Origin of the sequence: Acinetobacter towneri (assembly GCF_017498585.1) — a bacterium.
GTDB lineage: Bacteria > Pseudomonadota > Gammaproteobacteria > Pseudomonadales > Moraxellaceae > Acinetobacter > Acinetobacter towneri.
In genome coordinates this window covers 1,207,505-1,223,563 of sequence record NZ_CP071766.1, presented here as the reverse complement: position 1 = coordinate 1,223,563, position 16,059 = coordinate 1,207,505, and the positions used below count along the sequence as shown (strand labels likewise).

General features: G+C 43.2%; 17 protein-coding genes, 6 tRNA genes and 1 other RNA gene. 15 read left to right on the top strand and 9 right to left on the bottom strand.

The genetic code is table 11. The features are described from left to right. Window positions 1-6: 6 nt before the first annotated feature. Window positions 7-83 (bottom strand) — tRNA-Met (locus J4G44_RS05870). A gap of 193 nt (window positions 84-276) precedes the next feature. Between J4G44_RS05870 and J4G44_RS05865 the strand changes: the two genes are divergently transcribed. Beyond that, entirely contained in the window at window positions 277-690 is a 414-nt protein-coding gene (locus J4G44_RS05865; protein WP_180061193.1) for a hypothetical protein, read from the top strand. Between the two features lie 38 nt (window positions 691-728). Here J4G44_RS05865 and J4G44_RS05860 read toward each other — a convergent pair. From J4G44_RS05860 to coaD, 4 genes are all read right to left on the bottom strand, one after another. Further along, window positions 729-805: transfer RNA gene (locus J4G44_RS05860), tRNA-Met, on the bottom strand. Window positions 806-878: 73 nt separating this feature from the next. Continuing rightward, an RNA gene (gene rnpB, locus J4G44_RS05855) (RNase P RNA component class A) lies at window positions 879-1,256 on the bottom strand. Window positions 1,257-1,283: 27 nt separating this feature from the next. Next, window positions 1,284-1,547 (bottom strand): YfhL family 4Fe-4S dicluster ferredoxin, encoded by a 264-nt coding sequence (locus J4G44_RS05850; RefSeq protein ID WP_004972206.1) that lies wholly within the window; start codon window positions 1,545-1,547, stop codon window positions 1,284-1,286. Between the two features lies 1 nt (window position 1,548). Next, on the bottom strand, window positions 1,549-2,040 hold the full coding sequence (gene coaD, locus J4G44_RS05845) for a pantetheine-phosphate adenylyltransferase (protein ID WP_004972207.1): 492 nt from the start codon (window positions 2,038-2,040) through the stop codon (window positions 1,549-1,551). Between the two features lie 179 nt (window positions 2,041-2,219). Between coaD and smpB the strand changes: the two genes are divergently transcribed. Beyond that, window positions 2,220-2,696, top strand: a complete 477-nt coding sequence (gene smpB, locus J4G44_RS05840; protein ID WP_004972209.1) for an SsrA-binding protein SmpB — start codon at window positions 2,220-2,222, stop codon at window positions 2,694-2,696. A 78-nt stretch (window positions 2,697-2,774) separates the two neighbouring features. Here the strand turns inward: smpB and J4G44_RS05835 are convergent, their stop codons facing one another. From J4G44_RS05835 to rluD, 3 genes are all read right to left on the bottom strand, one after another. Further along, the gene (locus tag J4G44_RS05835) at window positions 2,775-3,344 is read right to left on the bottom strand and encodes a flavodoxin family protein (RefSeq protein WP_004972210.1); all 570 of its coding nucleotides are present in this window, start codon (window positions 3,342-3,344) and stop codon (window positions 2,775-2,777) included. 39 nt (window positions 3,345-3,383) lie between these two features. After that, on the bottom strand, window positions 3,384-4,127 hold the full coding sequence (gene pgeF / locus J4G44_RS05830) for a peptidoglycan editing factor PgeF (protein ID WP_167845845.1): 744 nt from the start codon (window positions 4,125-4,127) through the stop codon (window positions 3,384-3,386). A 71-nt stretch (window positions 4,128-4,198) separates the two neighbouring features. Further along, window positions 4,199-5,251: a 23S rRNA pseudouridine(1911/1915/1917) synthase RluD gene (rluD, locus tag J4G44_RS05825; protein ID WP_004972212.1), complete on the bottom strand. Its 1,053-nt coding sequence runs from the start codon at window positions 5,249-5,251 to the stop codon at window positions 4,199-4,201. Window positions 5,252-5,322: 71 nt separating this feature from the next. Between rluD and J4G44_RS05820 the strand changes: the two genes are divergently transcribed. Together J4G44_RS05820 and J4G44_RS05815 are read left to right on the top strand one after the other, a co-directional pair. After that, window positions 5,323-6,303, top strand: a complete 981-nt coding sequence (locus J4G44_RS05820) for an outer membrane protein assembly factor BamD (RefSeq protein WP_154320974.1) — start codon at window positions 5,323-5,325, stop codon at window positions 6,301-6,303. Between the two features lie 198 nt (window positions 6,304-6,501). Continuing rightward, a complete protein-coding gene (locus J4G44_RS05815) occupies window positions 6,502-8,472 on the top strand; it encodes a DNA primase (protein ID WP_096901021.1) in 1,971 nt (656 codons plus the stop codon). 63 nt (window positions 8,473-8,535) lie between these two features. Here the strand turns inward: J4G44_RS05815 and hemA are convergent, their stop codons facing one another. Beyond that, window positions 8,536-9,810: a glutamyl-tRNA reductase gene (gene hemA / locus J4G44_RS05810; RefSeq protein ID WP_179996888.1), complete on the bottom strand. Its 1,275-nt coding sequence runs from the start codon at window positions 9,808-9,810 to the stop codon at window positions 8,536-8,538. Window positions 9,811-9,888: 78 nt separating this feature from the next. Here hemA and J4G44_RS05805 point away from each other — a divergent pair, with 78 nt between their 5' ends. From J4G44_RS05805 to panD, 11 genes are all read left to right on the top strand, one after another. Beyond that, window positions 9,889-11,601 (top strand): tetratricopeptide repeat protein, encoded by a 1,713-nt coding sequence (locus J4G44_RS05805; RefSeq protein WP_207973928.1) that lies wholly within the window; start codon window positions 9,889-9,891, stop codon window positions 11,599-11,601. A 7-nt stretch (window positions 11,602-11,608) separates the two neighbouring features. Next, a complete protein-coding gene (gene lolB / locus J4G44_RS05800) occupies window positions 11,609-12,187 on the top strand; it encodes a lipoprotein insertase outer membrane protein LolB (RefSeq protein ID WP_004972223.1) in 579 nt (192 codons plus the stop codon). Window positions 12,188-12,206: 19 nt separating this feature from the next. After that, entirely contained in the window at window positions 12,207-13,037 is an 831-nt protein-coding gene (ispE, locus tag J4G44_RS05795) for a 4-(cytidine 5'-diphospho)-2-C-methyl-D-erythritol kinase (protein WP_131260682.1), read from the top strand. Next, a tRNA-Gln gene (locus J4G44_RS05790) sits at window positions 13,036-13,110 on the top strand. The genes ispE and J4G44_RS05790 overlap by 2 nt, the downstream gene beginning before the upstream one ends. Window positions 13,111-13,137: 27 nt before the next feature. Next, window positions 13,138-13,212, top strand: a tRNA-Gln gene (locus tag J4G44_RS05785). Between the two features lie 19 nt (window positions 13,213-13,231). After that, a tRNA-Gln gene (locus tag J4G44_RS05780) sits at window positions 13,232-13,306 on the top strand. A 93-nt stretch (window positions 13,307-13,399) separates the two neighbouring features. Beyond that, window positions 13,400-13,474: transfer RNA gene (locus tag J4G44_RS05775), tRNA-Gln, on the top strand. Between the two features lie 36 nt (window positions 13,475-13,510). Next, window positions 13,511-14,464, top strand: a complete 954-nt coding sequence (locus J4G44_RS05770; protein WP_004972226.1) for a ribose-phosphate pyrophosphokinase — start codon at window positions 13,511-13,513, stop codon at window positions 14,462-14,464. Between the two features lie 101 nt (window positions 14,465-14,565). After that, complete coding sequence (rplY, locus tag J4G44_RS05765; RefSeq protein ID WP_004972228.1) at window positions 14,566-14,862, top strand: 50S ribosomal protein L25; 297 nt, start codon at window positions 14,566-14,568, stop codon at window positions 14,860-14,862. 18 nt (window positions 14,863-14,880) lie between these two features. Next, window positions 14,881-15,462, top strand: coding sequence for an aminoacyl-tRNA hydrolase (gene pth, locus J4G44_RS05760; RefSeq protein WP_004972230.1), 582 nt, complete (start codon window positions 14,881-14,883; stop codon window positions 15,460-15,462). A 146-nt stretch (window positions 15,463-15,608) separates the two neighbouring features. Continuing rightward, window positions 15,609-15,989, top strand: coding sequence for an aspartate 1-decarboxylase (panD, locus tag J4G44_RS05755; protein WP_004972232.1), 381 nt, complete (start codon window positions 15,609-15,611; stop codon window positions 15,987-15,989). Window positions 15,990-16,059: the final 70 nt, after the last annotated feature.

Below are 16,059 nucleotides of genomic sequence, written 5' to 3'. Positions count from 1 at the left end.
TAAAAATGGTGGCTATGACGGGACTTGAACCTGTGACCCCCGCATTATGAGTGCGGTGCTCTAACCAACTGAGCTACATAGCCATAAACTGTGTGCGCATTATCTAAACTTAGCCCTGCATCGTCAAGTATTTTAATTTACAAACGCTCACAGTTTAAGCAAAAACAGTGCAATTTGTTTAATTTTAATCAAATTACTATTTTCTTACGGAGATTCTTAAATATTTGCAGCAAAATCTATATCAAGTCACACAGAAAAAAGAGAATAAATTCAACCATGATCTTGAAGTCTATAATACTGAGTAGCCTTGTTGTTGGCTTAAGTTCCTGCGCTTTGGTTTCACCTGTTTTTGTAGATTACAACGGCGTACGGCGTGATGTTGCGCAATTTATCAATTCTAAAATGAGTTATAGCATCGCAGACCGACGTGTTTTGGTTGCTTATGCCAAAGGACAGCAAAAGATTTTAACGGCGCATCAACTGAATGCTGCAGCGCAGCAACAACTGGCTTATGAGCGTGCTGTAGGGCGTTATTGTGCATCACAACACATTTCGCTAAAAAAATTAAATCAGGTCGATGCCAAAATTTTTGCTCACTCTGATCAACAAGCCAATTGGCAACAGATTCAAAACCTACAAATGCAGATTCAACTGGATACAGCTCAAATAGATTGCACAGACAAATTTTAAACAAAAAAAGACCACGTTAGTGAACGTGGTCTGAAAAATGGTGGCTATGACGGGACTTGAACCTGTGACCCCCGCATTATGAGTGCGGTGCTCTAACCAACTGAGCTACATAGCCAAAAACTGTGCGCGCATTATCTGCTGTAATCTAGGTAACGTCAAGCCTTATCACGCATCAATTGCTTAAAATTTGGTGAAGTGAACCGATAAGCCGGGTTCTGTCGAGAACGATCATTCCTCTAGGCGTACAATCACTCATACGCTCAAGCGACCTACCCGAATCCAGTACGGGCCGTACCTCAGGATTCCTATTTGGTCTTGCTTCTGGTGGGGTTTACCATGCCATGAACTGTTACCAGCCATGCGGTGCGCTCTTACCGCACCCTTTCACCCTTACCTTCAATTTCTTCCGAAAAAGAAACCATACGAAGGCGGTCTACTCTCTGCTGCACTTTCCGTCGGCTCACGCCGCCCAGGCGTTACCTGGCACCCTGCCCTATGAAGCCCGGACTTTCCTCCCCTGTTTCAGTCACGGAGACCTCCACAGCAGCGATCGTCTGGTTCACTTCGAAGGCGCATCTTAGCAAAATTATAAGTTAATTGCTTGCGCTTTTTTGAGCAATCAGTTTTTTATATTTTTCCAGCAATTGTTCCTGTGTTTCTACATGCTCTGGATCGAGCGGAATACAATCGACTGGGCAAAATAACTGACACTGCGGCTGCTCGTGATGTCCTACACATTCAGTACATAATGCTGGATTAATCTCATAAATCAGCTCACCCATATAAATTGCCTCATTTGGGCATACAGGTTCACAGACATCACAGTTAATACATTCATCGGTAATATATAAAGACACGCTACCAACCTTGTCGTAATTTACGCTCAAAGGCTTCGACCACAACAGGTGCAACAAATTTAGTCACATCACCTTTTAAGCGTGCAATTTCACGAACTAATGTAGAAGAAATAAATGAATATTGCTCTGAAGGAGTCAGAAATACCGCTTCATATTTCGCATCTAATTGACGGTTCATATTTGCCAACTGAAATTCGTATTCAAAATCTGAAACAGCACGCAAACCACGCAAAACTGCAGTCGCATTTTGCTCACGGAAAAAATTAACCAATAAACCATCAAATCCGACAAATTCAACATTAGGCAAATGCTTTAAAGATGCCTGTGCCAATTCCACACGTTCTTCCAAAGTAAAAATTGGATTTTTATGATGTCCAATGGCAATTGCGACCACGACTTCATCAAACATTTTTGCAGCACGTGTCACCAAGTCAATATGACCATTAGTAATCGGGTCAAAGGTGCCCGGATAAATTACGCGAGTTTTAGACATCCATTATGCTCTAGTTGGTTTTGTCAAAGTTAGTTTAACAAATACAAAAAATTTTAGTGAACTAAAGTCTACCAAATTATGAAATATCAAAGCAGTTTAGCCAACAGTTGTGATGATTTTGATTTGTCAGCAAGCCTTGGTTTGAGGCACAATAGTCATAAGTTTGGAAGTAATTGAATATGGCGAAGCTAACTGTAGTTAAAAAAAATACGGGCGGAACAATTGCACAGAATAAACGTGCACGCCACGATTATTTTATTGAAGAAAAATTTGAAGCAGGACTTTCTTTGCAAGGTTGGGAAGTCAAATCTTTGCGCGCAGGACGTATGACTATTACCGAAAGTTATATCCTGTTTCGTGACAATGAAGCCTTTTTATTTGGTGCACAAATTCAACCACTCTTGTCGGCTTCAACGCATGTAGTGCCTGAAGCGACCCGTACCCGCAAACTCTTACTTTCACGACGTGAAATTGAAAAGTTGATGGGTGCAGTCAATCAAAAAGGTTATTCTTGCGTACCTTTAGCATGTTATTGGAAAGGCCCTTTAGCGAAGCTTGAAATTGCTTTGGTGAAAGGTAAACAATTGCACGATAAACGCGCTTCTGAAAAAGACCGCGATTGGCAGCGTGATAAAGCACGTTTGATGCACAAATAATTTTGCACATTCCGCCCATAAAAAATGCTCGAGATCAACATCGAGCATTTTTTATGGAAGTTTTAAAACTAAAAATGCTTAGTCTTTAAGTTTTAATTCCACCAAATATTTACCAAATTTGACTGCAGTTTCCAAATCACCTTCGGGTGGCGTAACTTCAACACTGGCATTATCAGACTGCGTCATTAAACCCAAAAAGCTCGACATGCGGTTAATATCGTGTGGACTACGCCCTGTCGGCATAAACGGTAAACCTGACCACAACATGCCATGCTGCATCGCAAATAAATTAATTTGTTGCAGCACCGCCAGTTTATCGCCACTTAAACCACCGCCATTGGTAAAACCTGCCGCCAGTTTGCCCTGCCAAGTTCTGGCCAACCAACGCTTAGACGATTGCTCCATAAACTGTTTTAAAGCCGAAGTAATGCTGCCCATATAAGTTGGACAGCCCATAATGATAATATCGGCTTGATCTAGGCTATCCCATTCAATTTCAGCCACATCCATCAAAGTCACCTGAGCATCCATTTGCGCAGCACCTTGTGCAATATGCTGTGCCACCTTAGCAGTATGACCATAAGGACTGTGATAAACCACCGCCACACGAATAGCAGCGCAAGAAGATGTTGAATGAGTCACTGACATGAGAATGTTTAAAACCAAATAATTAAGTCAAGTTTAACACTAAGCCTGCATAAACACGAATGTTGCCATACGTCCTGTACGTGCTTGACGGCGGTAAGAATAGTAATCATCGGCTTGTTGATACGAGCACTGATCACCGCCCAAGACCGTTGTAACACCATGCTGCTGCAAAATAAAACGCGCGATCGCATACAAGTCAGCAAGATATTTACCTTGCTGCTGCCCTGCAATAAAAGCCGTGTCTAATTCAGGATATTTATCGCAAAATGCCTGTTTCACCTCAGCCCCAACTTCAAAACACGGCTGACTAATAGCCGCACCCAACCACGCCCATGTTGGAGCACTTTGCATTTCGACGATGGTGTTTTCGATAATACCGTTGGCAAGACCACGCCAGCCTGCATGCAGATTCGCAACCTCAGTGCCTTCGGCATTGCCCAAAACCACAGGTAAACAGTCTGCGGTCATCATCATTAAAGCATGCGCTTTACGCTGAGTGACCAAACCATCGCCTTCTAAAGCTTCACAAGTGATTTGCTCATTAATGGTCTGACACAACACGCTATGTGTTTGCGTCATCCACGTCATTTTATCGACCCCATATTCAGCAAACTCTGCCAGTAAACTCATACGATGCTGCTGCACACGCCATGCATCATCCTGCACATGCAGCGCCAGATTAAAACCAGATACATCGGCACAGTCTGTCGCTAAAGCTTGCACATGTTGTATGCGGGTTTGCCCAACATACACACCTGCAGGTAATCCTTGAACAAATTGCATAAATCTATCCTTAGTCGTTTTCTGGCATTGCCGTATCTGAGTTGATCTTGTTAATGCTGTCTATGCAACAATTAATAGGCAGCATTTTCACTGCGTAACACGTCTACCAATTGTTTAAAGTCTTCAGGCCACGGCGCTTCAAACATCATTTCTTCTTGAGTACGTGGATGCACCAAACCGAGTTTGACGGCATGTAAGGCCTGACGTTTAAAGTTACGCAAGGTATCGTTTAATAATGCCGATGCGCCTGCTGGCACACGTACACGTGGCGTATAAACAGGATCGCCAACCAAACCATAACCAATATAACTTAGATGCACACGAATTTGATGAGTACGTCCAGTTTCCAAACGCGCCTGAACACGAGTGAAATGCTGAAAGCGTTCTTTAACATTGTAATGTGTGACGGCGTCTTTGCCGCCCGGCAAAACAGCCATTTTCACTCGATCTACAGGATGGCGTTTAATCGGCTCATCGACAGTGCCTCCCGCAATCATGTTGCCGTACACCACCAAGTCGTATAAACGATAAACTGACTTTTTCGCCAGTTGCTTGGTCAAGGCAAACTGTGCTTCCAGATTTTTGGCAACCACCAGCAAACCCGAAGTATCTTTATCAATACGATGCACCAAACCTGCACGAGTTAACTCTGCCGATTTTGGATAATGATGCAGCAAGGCATTTACCAGAGTTCCAGAGCTATTTCCCGCCCCCGGATGCACCACCATGCCCACAGGTTTATTAATCACCATGATGTCATCATCTTCATAAATAATATCCAGTGGAATATCTTCAGGTAGGCTGCGGGTTTGCGCTTCAAGCTCGACTTCTAGGGTAAGAAGCTCATCACCTTCACACTTATATTTAGGTTTGACCGTGTTACCATTTACCAACAAATGACCGTCTTTGAGCCACTGTTTTAGCTTTTCACGTGAAAATTCACTCCAAATGATGGCTGCAACTTGGTCGATGCGTAGTCCTAAGTGGCTGTCATCCAATTGAAATTGCAACGATAAACGTGTTGCAGTTGAGTCTGAAGTATGGTTATCTGCATCCTCAGCATCTTCAAGTAAATTGAACTCAGTTTCAGGTAAATTGGAATGGGTAGATTGTGCTTGACTCATTTGCTCATTCAGACAAAAGTGGTTTAATAGCGCAATTGTAGCTCATTGCCCGTATTAACAGAGGAATTTTTATGTCGCTACCACGTTATAAAATAACAATGCTTGCTCTTTCACTCGGCGTTGCGTCTGCAATTGTGGGCTGTAGCAGCAATCCAAAAAAAGAAGTGGTCGATACTGGTCCGCAATCTAGCGAACAGGTTTATATTGAAAAAGCAGAAAAAGCACTGGATCGTGGTCAATACACCGATGCCGTTAAGCATCTTGAAGCTTTAGAAACCTATTACCCAACGGGTGATTATGCACAGCAGGCGCAGCTTGAATTGTTGTATGCAAAATTCCAGCAAAAAGATTATGAAGGCGCAATTGCTGTTGCAGATCGTTTCATCCGCATGAACCCGCAGCATCCTAAAGCCGATTATGCCTACTATGTACGTGGTGTGGCGAATATGGAACAAAACTATGATGGTTTGTTGCGTTATACCTCGCTCAAGCAATCACACCGTGATGTCAGCTATTTAAAACTAGCGTATCAAAACTTTGTCGATTTTATCCGTCGCTATCCATCAAGCACTTATGCGGTAGATGCTGCACAGCGTATGCAGTTTATTGGTCAGGAACTGGCAGAAGCCGAAATGAATGCAGCACGTTATAACATTAAACGTAAAGCATGGGTGGCTGCAGTAGAGCGTTCATTGTGGGTAGTTGAGCATTATCCGCAAACTCCACAAATTCCAGAAGCATTGGCAACGGTGGCTTATGGTTATGGCAAACTGGGCGATCAAGCCACAGCTCAGCAATATATTGATGTGTTGAAACTGAACTATCCAAATTTGGTTAAAGCAGATGGTAGCGTGAATTTACGTGCTGCCCGTCATGACGCAAGCTGGATTAACCGTGCAACTTTGGGTATTTTCGGACGTGAAGCGCAAAGCAGCACTGAAACACAACAGTCAGATACTAAAGCACAAGCAGAGCCATCACGCAGCCTCACCAACCGTTTGAGTTTTGGCTTGCTCGATCGTCCAAAATCTCAAAACGACAGCACTGAATAAAACCATTCCGACTGATTTTTCAGTTTTGAAAAATGCAAAGGGCAAGTTATGATACTTGCCCTTTGTTCTTTTATGGGCTTGTTTCCTGTCCTAGAAAAAGATACAAAAGAGAATACTCATTGAGTCAATCAGCACAGTCTGATGTATTCAACCTGTTCGGCGAACCTTTCACTACCAAGAGATAACAGACAAAACCGTATGGCCATTCCACAGCACACGATTGATCAAATTTTAGATCGCACTGATATTGTCGATCTGATTAGTCAGCGCGTGAAATTAAAAAAAACTGGTCGTACCTATTCGGGCTGCTGCCCGTTCCATCAGGAAAAAACCCCGTCTTTTCACGTTTACCGTGACAAGCAGTATTATCATTGCTTTGGCTGTCAGGCAAATGGTAACGCCATCCGTTTTTTAATGGATATTGATAACCGCAATTTTGTAGATGTCATGAAAGACTTGGCCAGTCAAACAGGCATCGAACTCCCAAAAGATCAGCACGACAATAAAAAACTCTCTTATAAACGTGAAGCCAAAAAGCCAACACCGATAGCTCAACCCAAACCAACAGCAAAAGACCAGAATGAAACTTCTGCAGCTCAAACCACATCAAGCGAACATACTTTTGAAGCTTCTGGCATCGACTTTGATCCTTTTGCCGAGTTTCAAAGTGCTGAATACGCAAACTCGGAATTTCAGAACTCGGAATTTCAAAACAATGCCGACCCGTTTGCAGGTTTTGAGCAATGGGACACCATGCAGGACACACCTGCACAAGAAGGCAACTTATACGACTTGCTAGAAAATATAGCGCAATATTATGAGCAGCAATTGCCGCACAGCCCTGCCGCGCAACAGTATTTTCAAAAACGTGGTTTAACTGCACAAACCCTGCAATTCTGGCGTTTAGGCTATGCACCTGAAGACTGGCAACATTTAGAAAAAGCCTTTCCGCAAGACATTGCAGGTTTAAAACTGCTAGGCTTAATTCGTACCAGTGACAAGGGACGTGACTTCGATTTATTACGTGATCGGGTGATTTTTCCAATCCGTGACAGCAAAGGACGTGTGGTCGGCTTTGGTGGTCGCGCACTTAATGATGAAATCAAACCCAAATACATCAACTCGCCCGATTCGGAAGTGTTTCATAAAAACCAATTGCTCTATGGTTTATATGAAGGTCGCAAACAAAAAGCCCAAGATTATTTAATGGTCGAAGGCTATATGGATGTGATTGCCTTGCAGCAATACGGCATTCATGGTGCTGTAGCGACACTCGGTACAGCCAGTAATACCGATCATTTAAACATTCTATTCCGCCAAAACAACCGCATTACCATCGCGTTTGATGGCGATGCCGCAGGTCAAAAAGCCGCACGTCGTACACTGGAAATTGCACTGCCTTTGCTCAATGATGGACGTGAACTGAAGTTCTTTGTTTTACCCAATGAGCACGACCCTGACTCACTTATTCGTCGTGAAGGCATCGAAAATTTCCGACGTTTATTAGATCAAGCACCTTTGCTATCAGATTTTGTCTTTGCGCATCTCACCCAAAACCATAATATCAGTACCCCTGAAGGCAAAAGTCAGGTCATGGGTGAACTGCGGCAGTTGACCGAACTTTTGCCCAAAACGGGTTCTTATCGCTATTTGCTGCAACAGTTTTTCCGTGAAAAGTTAGGCTTTAACCGTAAATGGCAGGCACAGACCAATAACGATGCATCTTTGAGTTTTAGCACCAAAGTCGATGCCGAAGAATATGTGATTGCGATTCTAATCAATCACCCGTATTTGTATATTCACTTTGAACCGTTACGTGCGCTGATTCCAAATGATCATCTGCTACACCAAATCTTAAATATTTTAAATACTATTTTTGATGATCTACCCGATGATCCTGAACAAGCCAAATATTATATTTTGGGTGCATGCTCAGCGTATCACTATGAATTACAGCGCATTTTACAACAAGCCAATGTCAGTGATTACACGACTTCTCCTGAACACGTCGATAAATTGGCGCAGGATTTTTCGACCAAATTGCAATACGACTGCTTACAGCAAAAAATTCGCTCCAAAAAATTCAGCAGCATTGAAGAAATGAAGCGCTTGAAACATCAAATTTATGAAATTGATAAAAAAAGATCGCTGACCTTGTTAGAGGAATAAGCGATCTGATTAGATTAAGTTTGTATCATCAAAAATCTTTTTTGTGAATCACGTTAATCTTGCTTATTTGCGACGATGTTTGGCAGTCGCTGCTAAATTTTCCTGCATAAACTCAAAACATTCAGGCTCATCACCTTTGGCTGCTTCACGCAATAAAATAGAAGTTGGATGCAGCAGTTTTTGGGTTAAACGATAGGAAAATTCTTGCATAACTTGTGCAGCATCTTCACCTTTGGCAATACGCGCCATCGCCAAATTTAATTCTTCCTGACGCAAGCTTTCGCCATGTTCACGGTAAGCATGAATGGTCGCACCTGCTTGCTGAACTTTTTGATGGGTCACCAACTCAGTCACAAGCTGATTGACCATTAGCTCTGCTTCCACAGCCGCCTGACGACGCTGCGCCAAGTTTTCATCAATCACGCTTTGCAGGTCATCGACCCCGTACAAATACACGCCATCCAAATTTTCAATTTTAGGATCAATATCACGTGGTACGGCCAAATCGACCAACAACATTTGCTGATAGCGACGTTTCTTTAACGCTGCTTTCACTTCAGGATAAGCAATCACCTGATGCAAACTACCCGTACAGCTTGAAATTACATCAGCGCGGTGTAAATTGGCTGCTAACTGATCAAATTCAATAATTTCAACTTCAACCCGATGCGCAATTTCTTGTGCCAAAGTTTCGGCGCGGGCGCGGGTACGGTTACAAATTAAAATTTTAGCGACGCCCATCTCAGCTAAATGCTTCGCTACAAGGCTATTCATTTCGCCTGCTGCCACCACCATCACGGTTAGTTTTTCAGGATGGCTAAATACTTGTAACGCCAGTTGCGCAACCGCATAACCCATAGACACGGCATGGCTGCCTACGGCAGTTTCTGAACGTACCCGTTTGGCAGCATAAAACGCATATTCAAAAATTCGGTTGAGTTGTTGCGAAACCGTATGTGAGTCTTTGGCTAAAGACAGCGCAGTTTTGACCTGACCTAAAATTTGCGGCTCACCCAACATGAGTGAATCTAGCCCACTGGCTACGCGCATTAAATGCGACACCGCCTGTGCATTTTCATAACGATAAACATGACGACTCAATTGCTTCGCATCAATACCATTGACGTGTGCAAGCCAATCCAACACCTGTTCTGGATGTTCAGACATGGCGTAGACTTCGGTACGGTTGCAGGTAGACACCACCACCAAATCATTCAGTTCGGGATGTTGGCTTTGCTCAGCAAGTAAGGCACTTAACTTTTCTGGGTTAAATGCAATTTGCTCGCGCAACTCTACAGAGGCGGTTTGATGGTTGACACCCAATGCAAAGAAAGACATATCAGATCATCATTTCGCTAAATTTATGCTATTGTGCAATAACGGTGTCATAAAAAGCATTACTTGGATCAAGAAAAATTGCGTCAAACAAATAGCCGACCATACGGCGCGACAATTAAGCAATATTCTACCACATTCTTACTGGTCGGTAGCATGGCTTCAGTTGCTCATCTTAGAGCATCTGAAGAAATTTATCATGCAAATTCAAATTATAATGCGGTAAAACAAACCATGGTGGCAGAATTTGCCTTGGCTTATGGCGATATTCCAACTGCATTACACAACTACACGGTCTTGGCAATTAAGAACAATTCGACTTCCATTAAACAACGCGCCCTGAATATTGCCATTGAACAAAATGACCTGCGCGCAGCGCTTGATGTTGCAACGCATTGGGTGGTACAAGAGCCTTCTGATGTCCCTGCACTGTTCTATTTGGCGCACATTGCACTCAAAGCGCATGAATATGACTTGGCTGCAGAAACCTTAGATAAAATTCTAAATATTGATGCCACGGCTGACTTAGAACAAATTTTGGCGGGAATTTCCCCTGAATCTGTAGAAGACCGTGAATTTCTGATTCAAGCCCTGCGCACCAGCAAAGCCAAAGACAATCCATCTATTTTGGTATTGATTGCAGGTTTAAAAGCGCAAAATGGACAATATCAAGCCGCGCTCGATACCATTAACCGAGCGTTGCGCAAACGCCCGAAAGTCACTGGCTATATTTTAATGAAAGCCAATTTGTTGAGCGTACTTGGCAATGAAGAAGAAACGGCAGCTTGGTATGCAAAATCCAGCCGTAAACACAAAAATAATTTTGAAGTCCGTTTAGCCGAAGCCAAATATTTGGTCAAAAAAAATGAAGCAACTTTGGCGCTAACAAAGCTAGAAGCTATTTTAAAAAAATGGCCTACGGAAGATGAAGCCTTATTTATTGCAGGTTTGACCAGTATTGACTTGAAACAATACGAAAAAGCCGAAAAATATTTGGTAGAGCTACGCTATTCGGCACAATATCAAAACGAAGCCTATTTTTATTTAGCGGTCAATGCCGAACGTAAACAGCACTTTGAAACAGCCAAAGCCTATTATCGTTTGGTCGATGGTAGCCTTTATACGGTTTCACGTCGCAACATGATCAGTATTTTTGCCCAGCAAGATAAACTGAACGATGCCCTGCGCTTTTTAACGCAGGAACGGGTCAACTATCCGCAGCACGCCAGTTTTTTATATCAGGCACAGGCCGATATTTTAAAACGCATGGACAATAAAAAAGCAGCACTGCGTTTGTTAGATGAAGCCATCAAAAACCTGCCCGATGATCCTGACCTGATCTATTCAGAAGTCTTACTATTGGATGCACATCAGGAAAAAGACAAACTGGATCAACTGCTCACCAAGTTACTGGAAATTGAGCCGAACAGCCCAACCTATTTAAATGCCTACGCCTATACTCTTGCACTGCAAAATCGTCGTTTGGATGAAGCGCGTCGCTATGTAGAGCAAGCACTTGAGTTTGCACCTGAACAAGCCTCTATTTTAGATACTTTAGGTTATGTCAGCTATTTGCAAAATGACTACACTGCTTCGGCACAGGCTTTGGAAAAAGCCTACGCGCTGAGTCATAGTGCCGCGATTGGCTCACGTTATGCAAAATCGTTGTATATGCAAGGAGATATTCAAAAATTCAGCCAAGTGTTACAACAATTACAACAAAATCATCCGAATGATCCGCAATTGCAACAATTAAATTCGCTATTGTTACCGCAGCCAGTTAAAAAGAGTTAAAAGATTCATGCGTTTATTTTCAAAATTAGGATTAACCCTTTTTGCCACCAGTAGCCTTGTACTGACAGGTTGTCAGCCTTTCGTACAAAAACCAGCCAACATTTCACAGCAAGTTGAAGCCGAAAATCAATTTAACCTACAAGGCAAAATTGGTGTGCGCACTCCGCAGCAATCTGGCAGTGCCTTTTTTACTTGGGTACAGCAGCAACAGCAGTTTGATATTGAACTGAGCGGCATTTTGGGCGTTGGTAAAACGCAAATTAGCGGACAACCAGGACAAGTCACCCTCAACAGTGCCAAAACAGGGATAATTTATGCCGAAAGTCCTGAAGAACTGTTAGAACAAGCCACAGGTTGGCAAGCGCCCATCACCCACTTGGTCGATTGGGTACAAGCCCGACCTGCAACGGTCAATGCCCAAATTCAAAAAGACCCCCAACAGCGCCCGACTCAATTTATTGAAGATGGTTGGACGGTCGATTTGAGCTATAACGACAGTGCCAGTTTGCCAAATCGTCTGATTTTGAAACAAGCACTTGAATCAGGGCAAGAAAACCGTATTACAATGCTCATCCAAAATCGTTAATCACTTGCCAAGTTTCGCCATGATTCGTGTACCCTCACCTGCCAAATTAAATCTGTTTTTGCACATTACTGGGCGTCGTGACAACGGCTACCATGAATTGCAGACTATTTTTCAACTGATTGATTTATACGACTGGCTAGAATTTGAAGTCAATGATACTCAAAGCATTCAAATTCAGGGTTTAAACAGTGTCAATTTAGAGCAAAACCTGATTTACAAAGCCACGCAAATTTTAAAACCCTACGCGAAACAAGCCACAGGTTTAAATATTAAAATTGAGAAGCACATCCCTATGGGTGCAGGGCTTGGCGGAGGTTCATCCAATGCCGCAACCACCTTAATTGTAGTCAATCAACTTTGGCAATGTGGCTTGGATACTCAAAAACTAGCTGAACTTGGTTTACAGCTCGGAGCAGATGTACCGATCTTTGTGCATGGTCGTAATGCATGGGCAGAAGGCATTGGTGAACAGTTAACATTCATAGACTTAGCCCCAAAACAATATATTGTGTTAAAACCTGACTGTTTTATCAGCACTCAACTACTTTTTTCACAAAAAACATTGACAAGAAACACGAAGCCCACTAAATTCTGCGGCTATCAGATAAAGCCATCTGACTTTGGAAATAATTTTGAGCCTGTGGCACGAAATTTATACCCCGAAGTTGATGAAGCAATGCGTTATTTAGACCAATTTGGTCAAGCAAAGCTTACAGGTACAGGTGCTTGTGTCTTTACTGAAGTGACTGCAGAAATGAATGTAGACGACATTTTGGCACACTCACCATGTACTGCGTACGTTGTGAACAGCTTAGATGAATCTCCATTACGACATTTCACAGTACAATAGGGGTATCGCCAAGTGGTAAGGCACCGGTTTTTGATATCGGCATCCGTTGGTTCGAATCCAGCTACCCCTGCCATCTCTTTCACCTGTAGATTACTGTATTAGGGGTATCGCCAAGTGGTAAGGCACCGGTTTTTGATATCGGCATCCGTTGGTTCGAATCCAGCTACCCCTGCCATCTTACAGTGATCAAATCTAGGGGTATCGCCAAGTGGTAAGGCACCGGTTTTTGATATCGGCATCCGTTGGTTCGAATCCAGCTACCCCTGCCATTTTCTCGCATTAGACAGAACCCCCAATATTACCGCTATCCTGTTAATTTACCTTGACAGAACGCAGTAAAAATATTAAAGTTCTGCCGCATTAGGGGTATCGCCAAGTGGTAAGGCACCGGTTTTTGATATCGGCATCCGTTGGTTCGAATCCAGCTACCCCTGCCATCTATTCTTACATACACCAACCGCCAAGGGTGCTTCATGCCCAATCTTGTCGTTTTTAGTGGAACCGCGCATCCACAATTCGCTCAAAAAGTCGTAAGCCACTTGCACATTCCTTTAGGTGCTGCATCAGTTTCTACCTTCTCTGATGGTGAGATTGCTGTAGAGATTACCGAGAATGTCCGTGGTAAAGACGTATTTATCGTACAACCTACTTGTGCGCCAACCAATGACAACCTCATGGAAATCTTGGTGATGGCTGACGCGTTGCGTCGTGCAAGTGCAGGTCGTATTACTGCCGTTATTCCTTACTTCGGTTATGCCCGCCAAGACCGTCGTCCTCGTTCTACACGTGTTCCAATTACCGCTAAAGTGGTTGCAGATATGCTCACCACTGTAGGGATTGACCGTGTAGTGATGATTGACTTGCACGCAGACCAAATTCAAGGTTTCTTCGACATCCCTGTAGACAACATTTATGGTACGCCTGCGCTATTGGCTGACCTGCGTCAACAGTCACACGACAATCTCATGGTAGTTTCACCAGACGTTGGTGGTGTGGTTCGTGCGCGCGCTGTTGCAAAACAAATGGGTGATATCGATCTTGCAATTATCGATAAACGTCGTCAAAAAGCGAATGAATCACAAGTGATGCATTTGATTGGTGATGTAAAAGATCGTGACTGTGTCATTGTAGATGACATGGTGGATACTGCAGGTACATTATGCAAAGCTGCCGATGCACTTAAAACTTTTGGTGCTCGCCGCGTTGTTGCTTATGCTACCCACCCTGTACTTTCAGGCAAAGCGATTGAAAACCTGAAAAATTCTGTGATTGATGAACTGGTTGTTACAGACACCATTCCTCTTTCAGAAGAAGCTCAAGCACTTGGTAAAATTCGCCAAGTATCTGTAGCAAGTATGGTTGCAGAAACAATTCGCCGTATTAACAACGAAGAATCTATTAGCGCAATGTTCGATTCTTATCTATAATAGAGCGCTAAATTTTCAAAGCCCTGCCACTTGGCAGGGTTTTCTATCACTAGATTGGTCGCAGATCTAGTTTATTTAAACTCAAAATAAGGATGTCTATCATGGCAAACTTCGTATTAAACGCTCAAGCGCGTGAAGCAGCTAACCAAGGGAAAGGTGCGAGCCGCCGCCTTCGTCACGCTGCATTAGTTCCAGCTATCATTTATGGTGGCGACGCTGAGCCTGTAACAATCACTTTAGAACTTCGTGAGCTTGTAAAAGCTTTAGAAAGCAATGCTTTCTTTGAAGAAGTTGTAGAAATCAAAGTAGGCGACAAAGTTGAAAACGTGAAAATCCAAGCGTTACAACGTCACCCTGCTAAAAACACACCTATGCACGCTGACTTCAAACGCGCATAAGTGTTCATGGTATAATTAGTGGCTAATATTTCACTGATTGTTGGTTTGGGCAACCCTGGTAAAGAGTATGCCCAAACCCGCCATAATGCAGGCTTCTGGTTTGTAGAACGCCTTGCAGATCAATATGGCATTACATTAAAAGCCGATCCTAAATTTCACGGGATCAGCGGACGTGGTAATATCGAAGGTCAAGACGTTCGTCTGTTATTACCCACAACCTTTATGAATCGTTCTGGTCAAAGTGTTGTTCCCTTCGCCAAATTCTATCAAATTGCACCTGAAGCAATGCTGATTGCTCATGATGAACTGGATATGAACCCAGGGATCATTCGCCTAAAAACGGGTGGTGGTCATGGTGGACATAATGGTTTACGTGACATCGTGCCGCACACAGGTCCAAACTTCCATCGTTTACGCATTGGTATTGGGCATCCGGGTTCAAAAGAACGCGTGTCTGGTCATGTACTGAGCAAAGCACCAAGTAGCGAGCAAACTTTAATGGATGATGCACTTGCACATGCATTAGGTCGTATCAAGTTACTGGTCAATGGCGAAGTACAACAAGCCATGAATCAAATCAATGCCTATAAACCGAACTGATGAATCCACAATTGTTGAACAATCACACTTGCCATGTCGCAATTTTCAGAGCAAAATGCGCTTTCTGCTCGGAACTGACATCCAGCAAGCAGTGTTTGAATTCAACCATAAGATAAAATCTTAGGTCCACTAAGGAGACGCTCACCATGCTATCTCGTTTATTAAAATGCAAAATCCACCGTGCTTTTGTAACTCATGCAGAACTTCACTACGAAGGTTCATGTGCAATTGACGGAACACTCATGGATTTGGCTGGCATTCGTGAATATGAAGAAATCCACGTATGGAACGTGACCAATGGTAAGCGCTTCACAACTTATGCAATTCGTGGTGAAGACAACTCAGGCATCATTTCAGTCAATGGTGGTGCTGCACACCAAGCCGATGTAGGCGATATTATTATTATCGCAACCTTTGGTGACTTCACTGAAGCAGAAGCCAATGCACACGAACCACGTTTGGTCTATGCAAACCCAGACAATACCGTGAGCCACACTGCAAACTGTATTCCTGTACAAGTGGCTTAAGCCACTCCTGTACAAAATAAAAAACTCGCAGATTTTGTGAGTTTTTTTTATGGCTCAATAAAGTCATCTA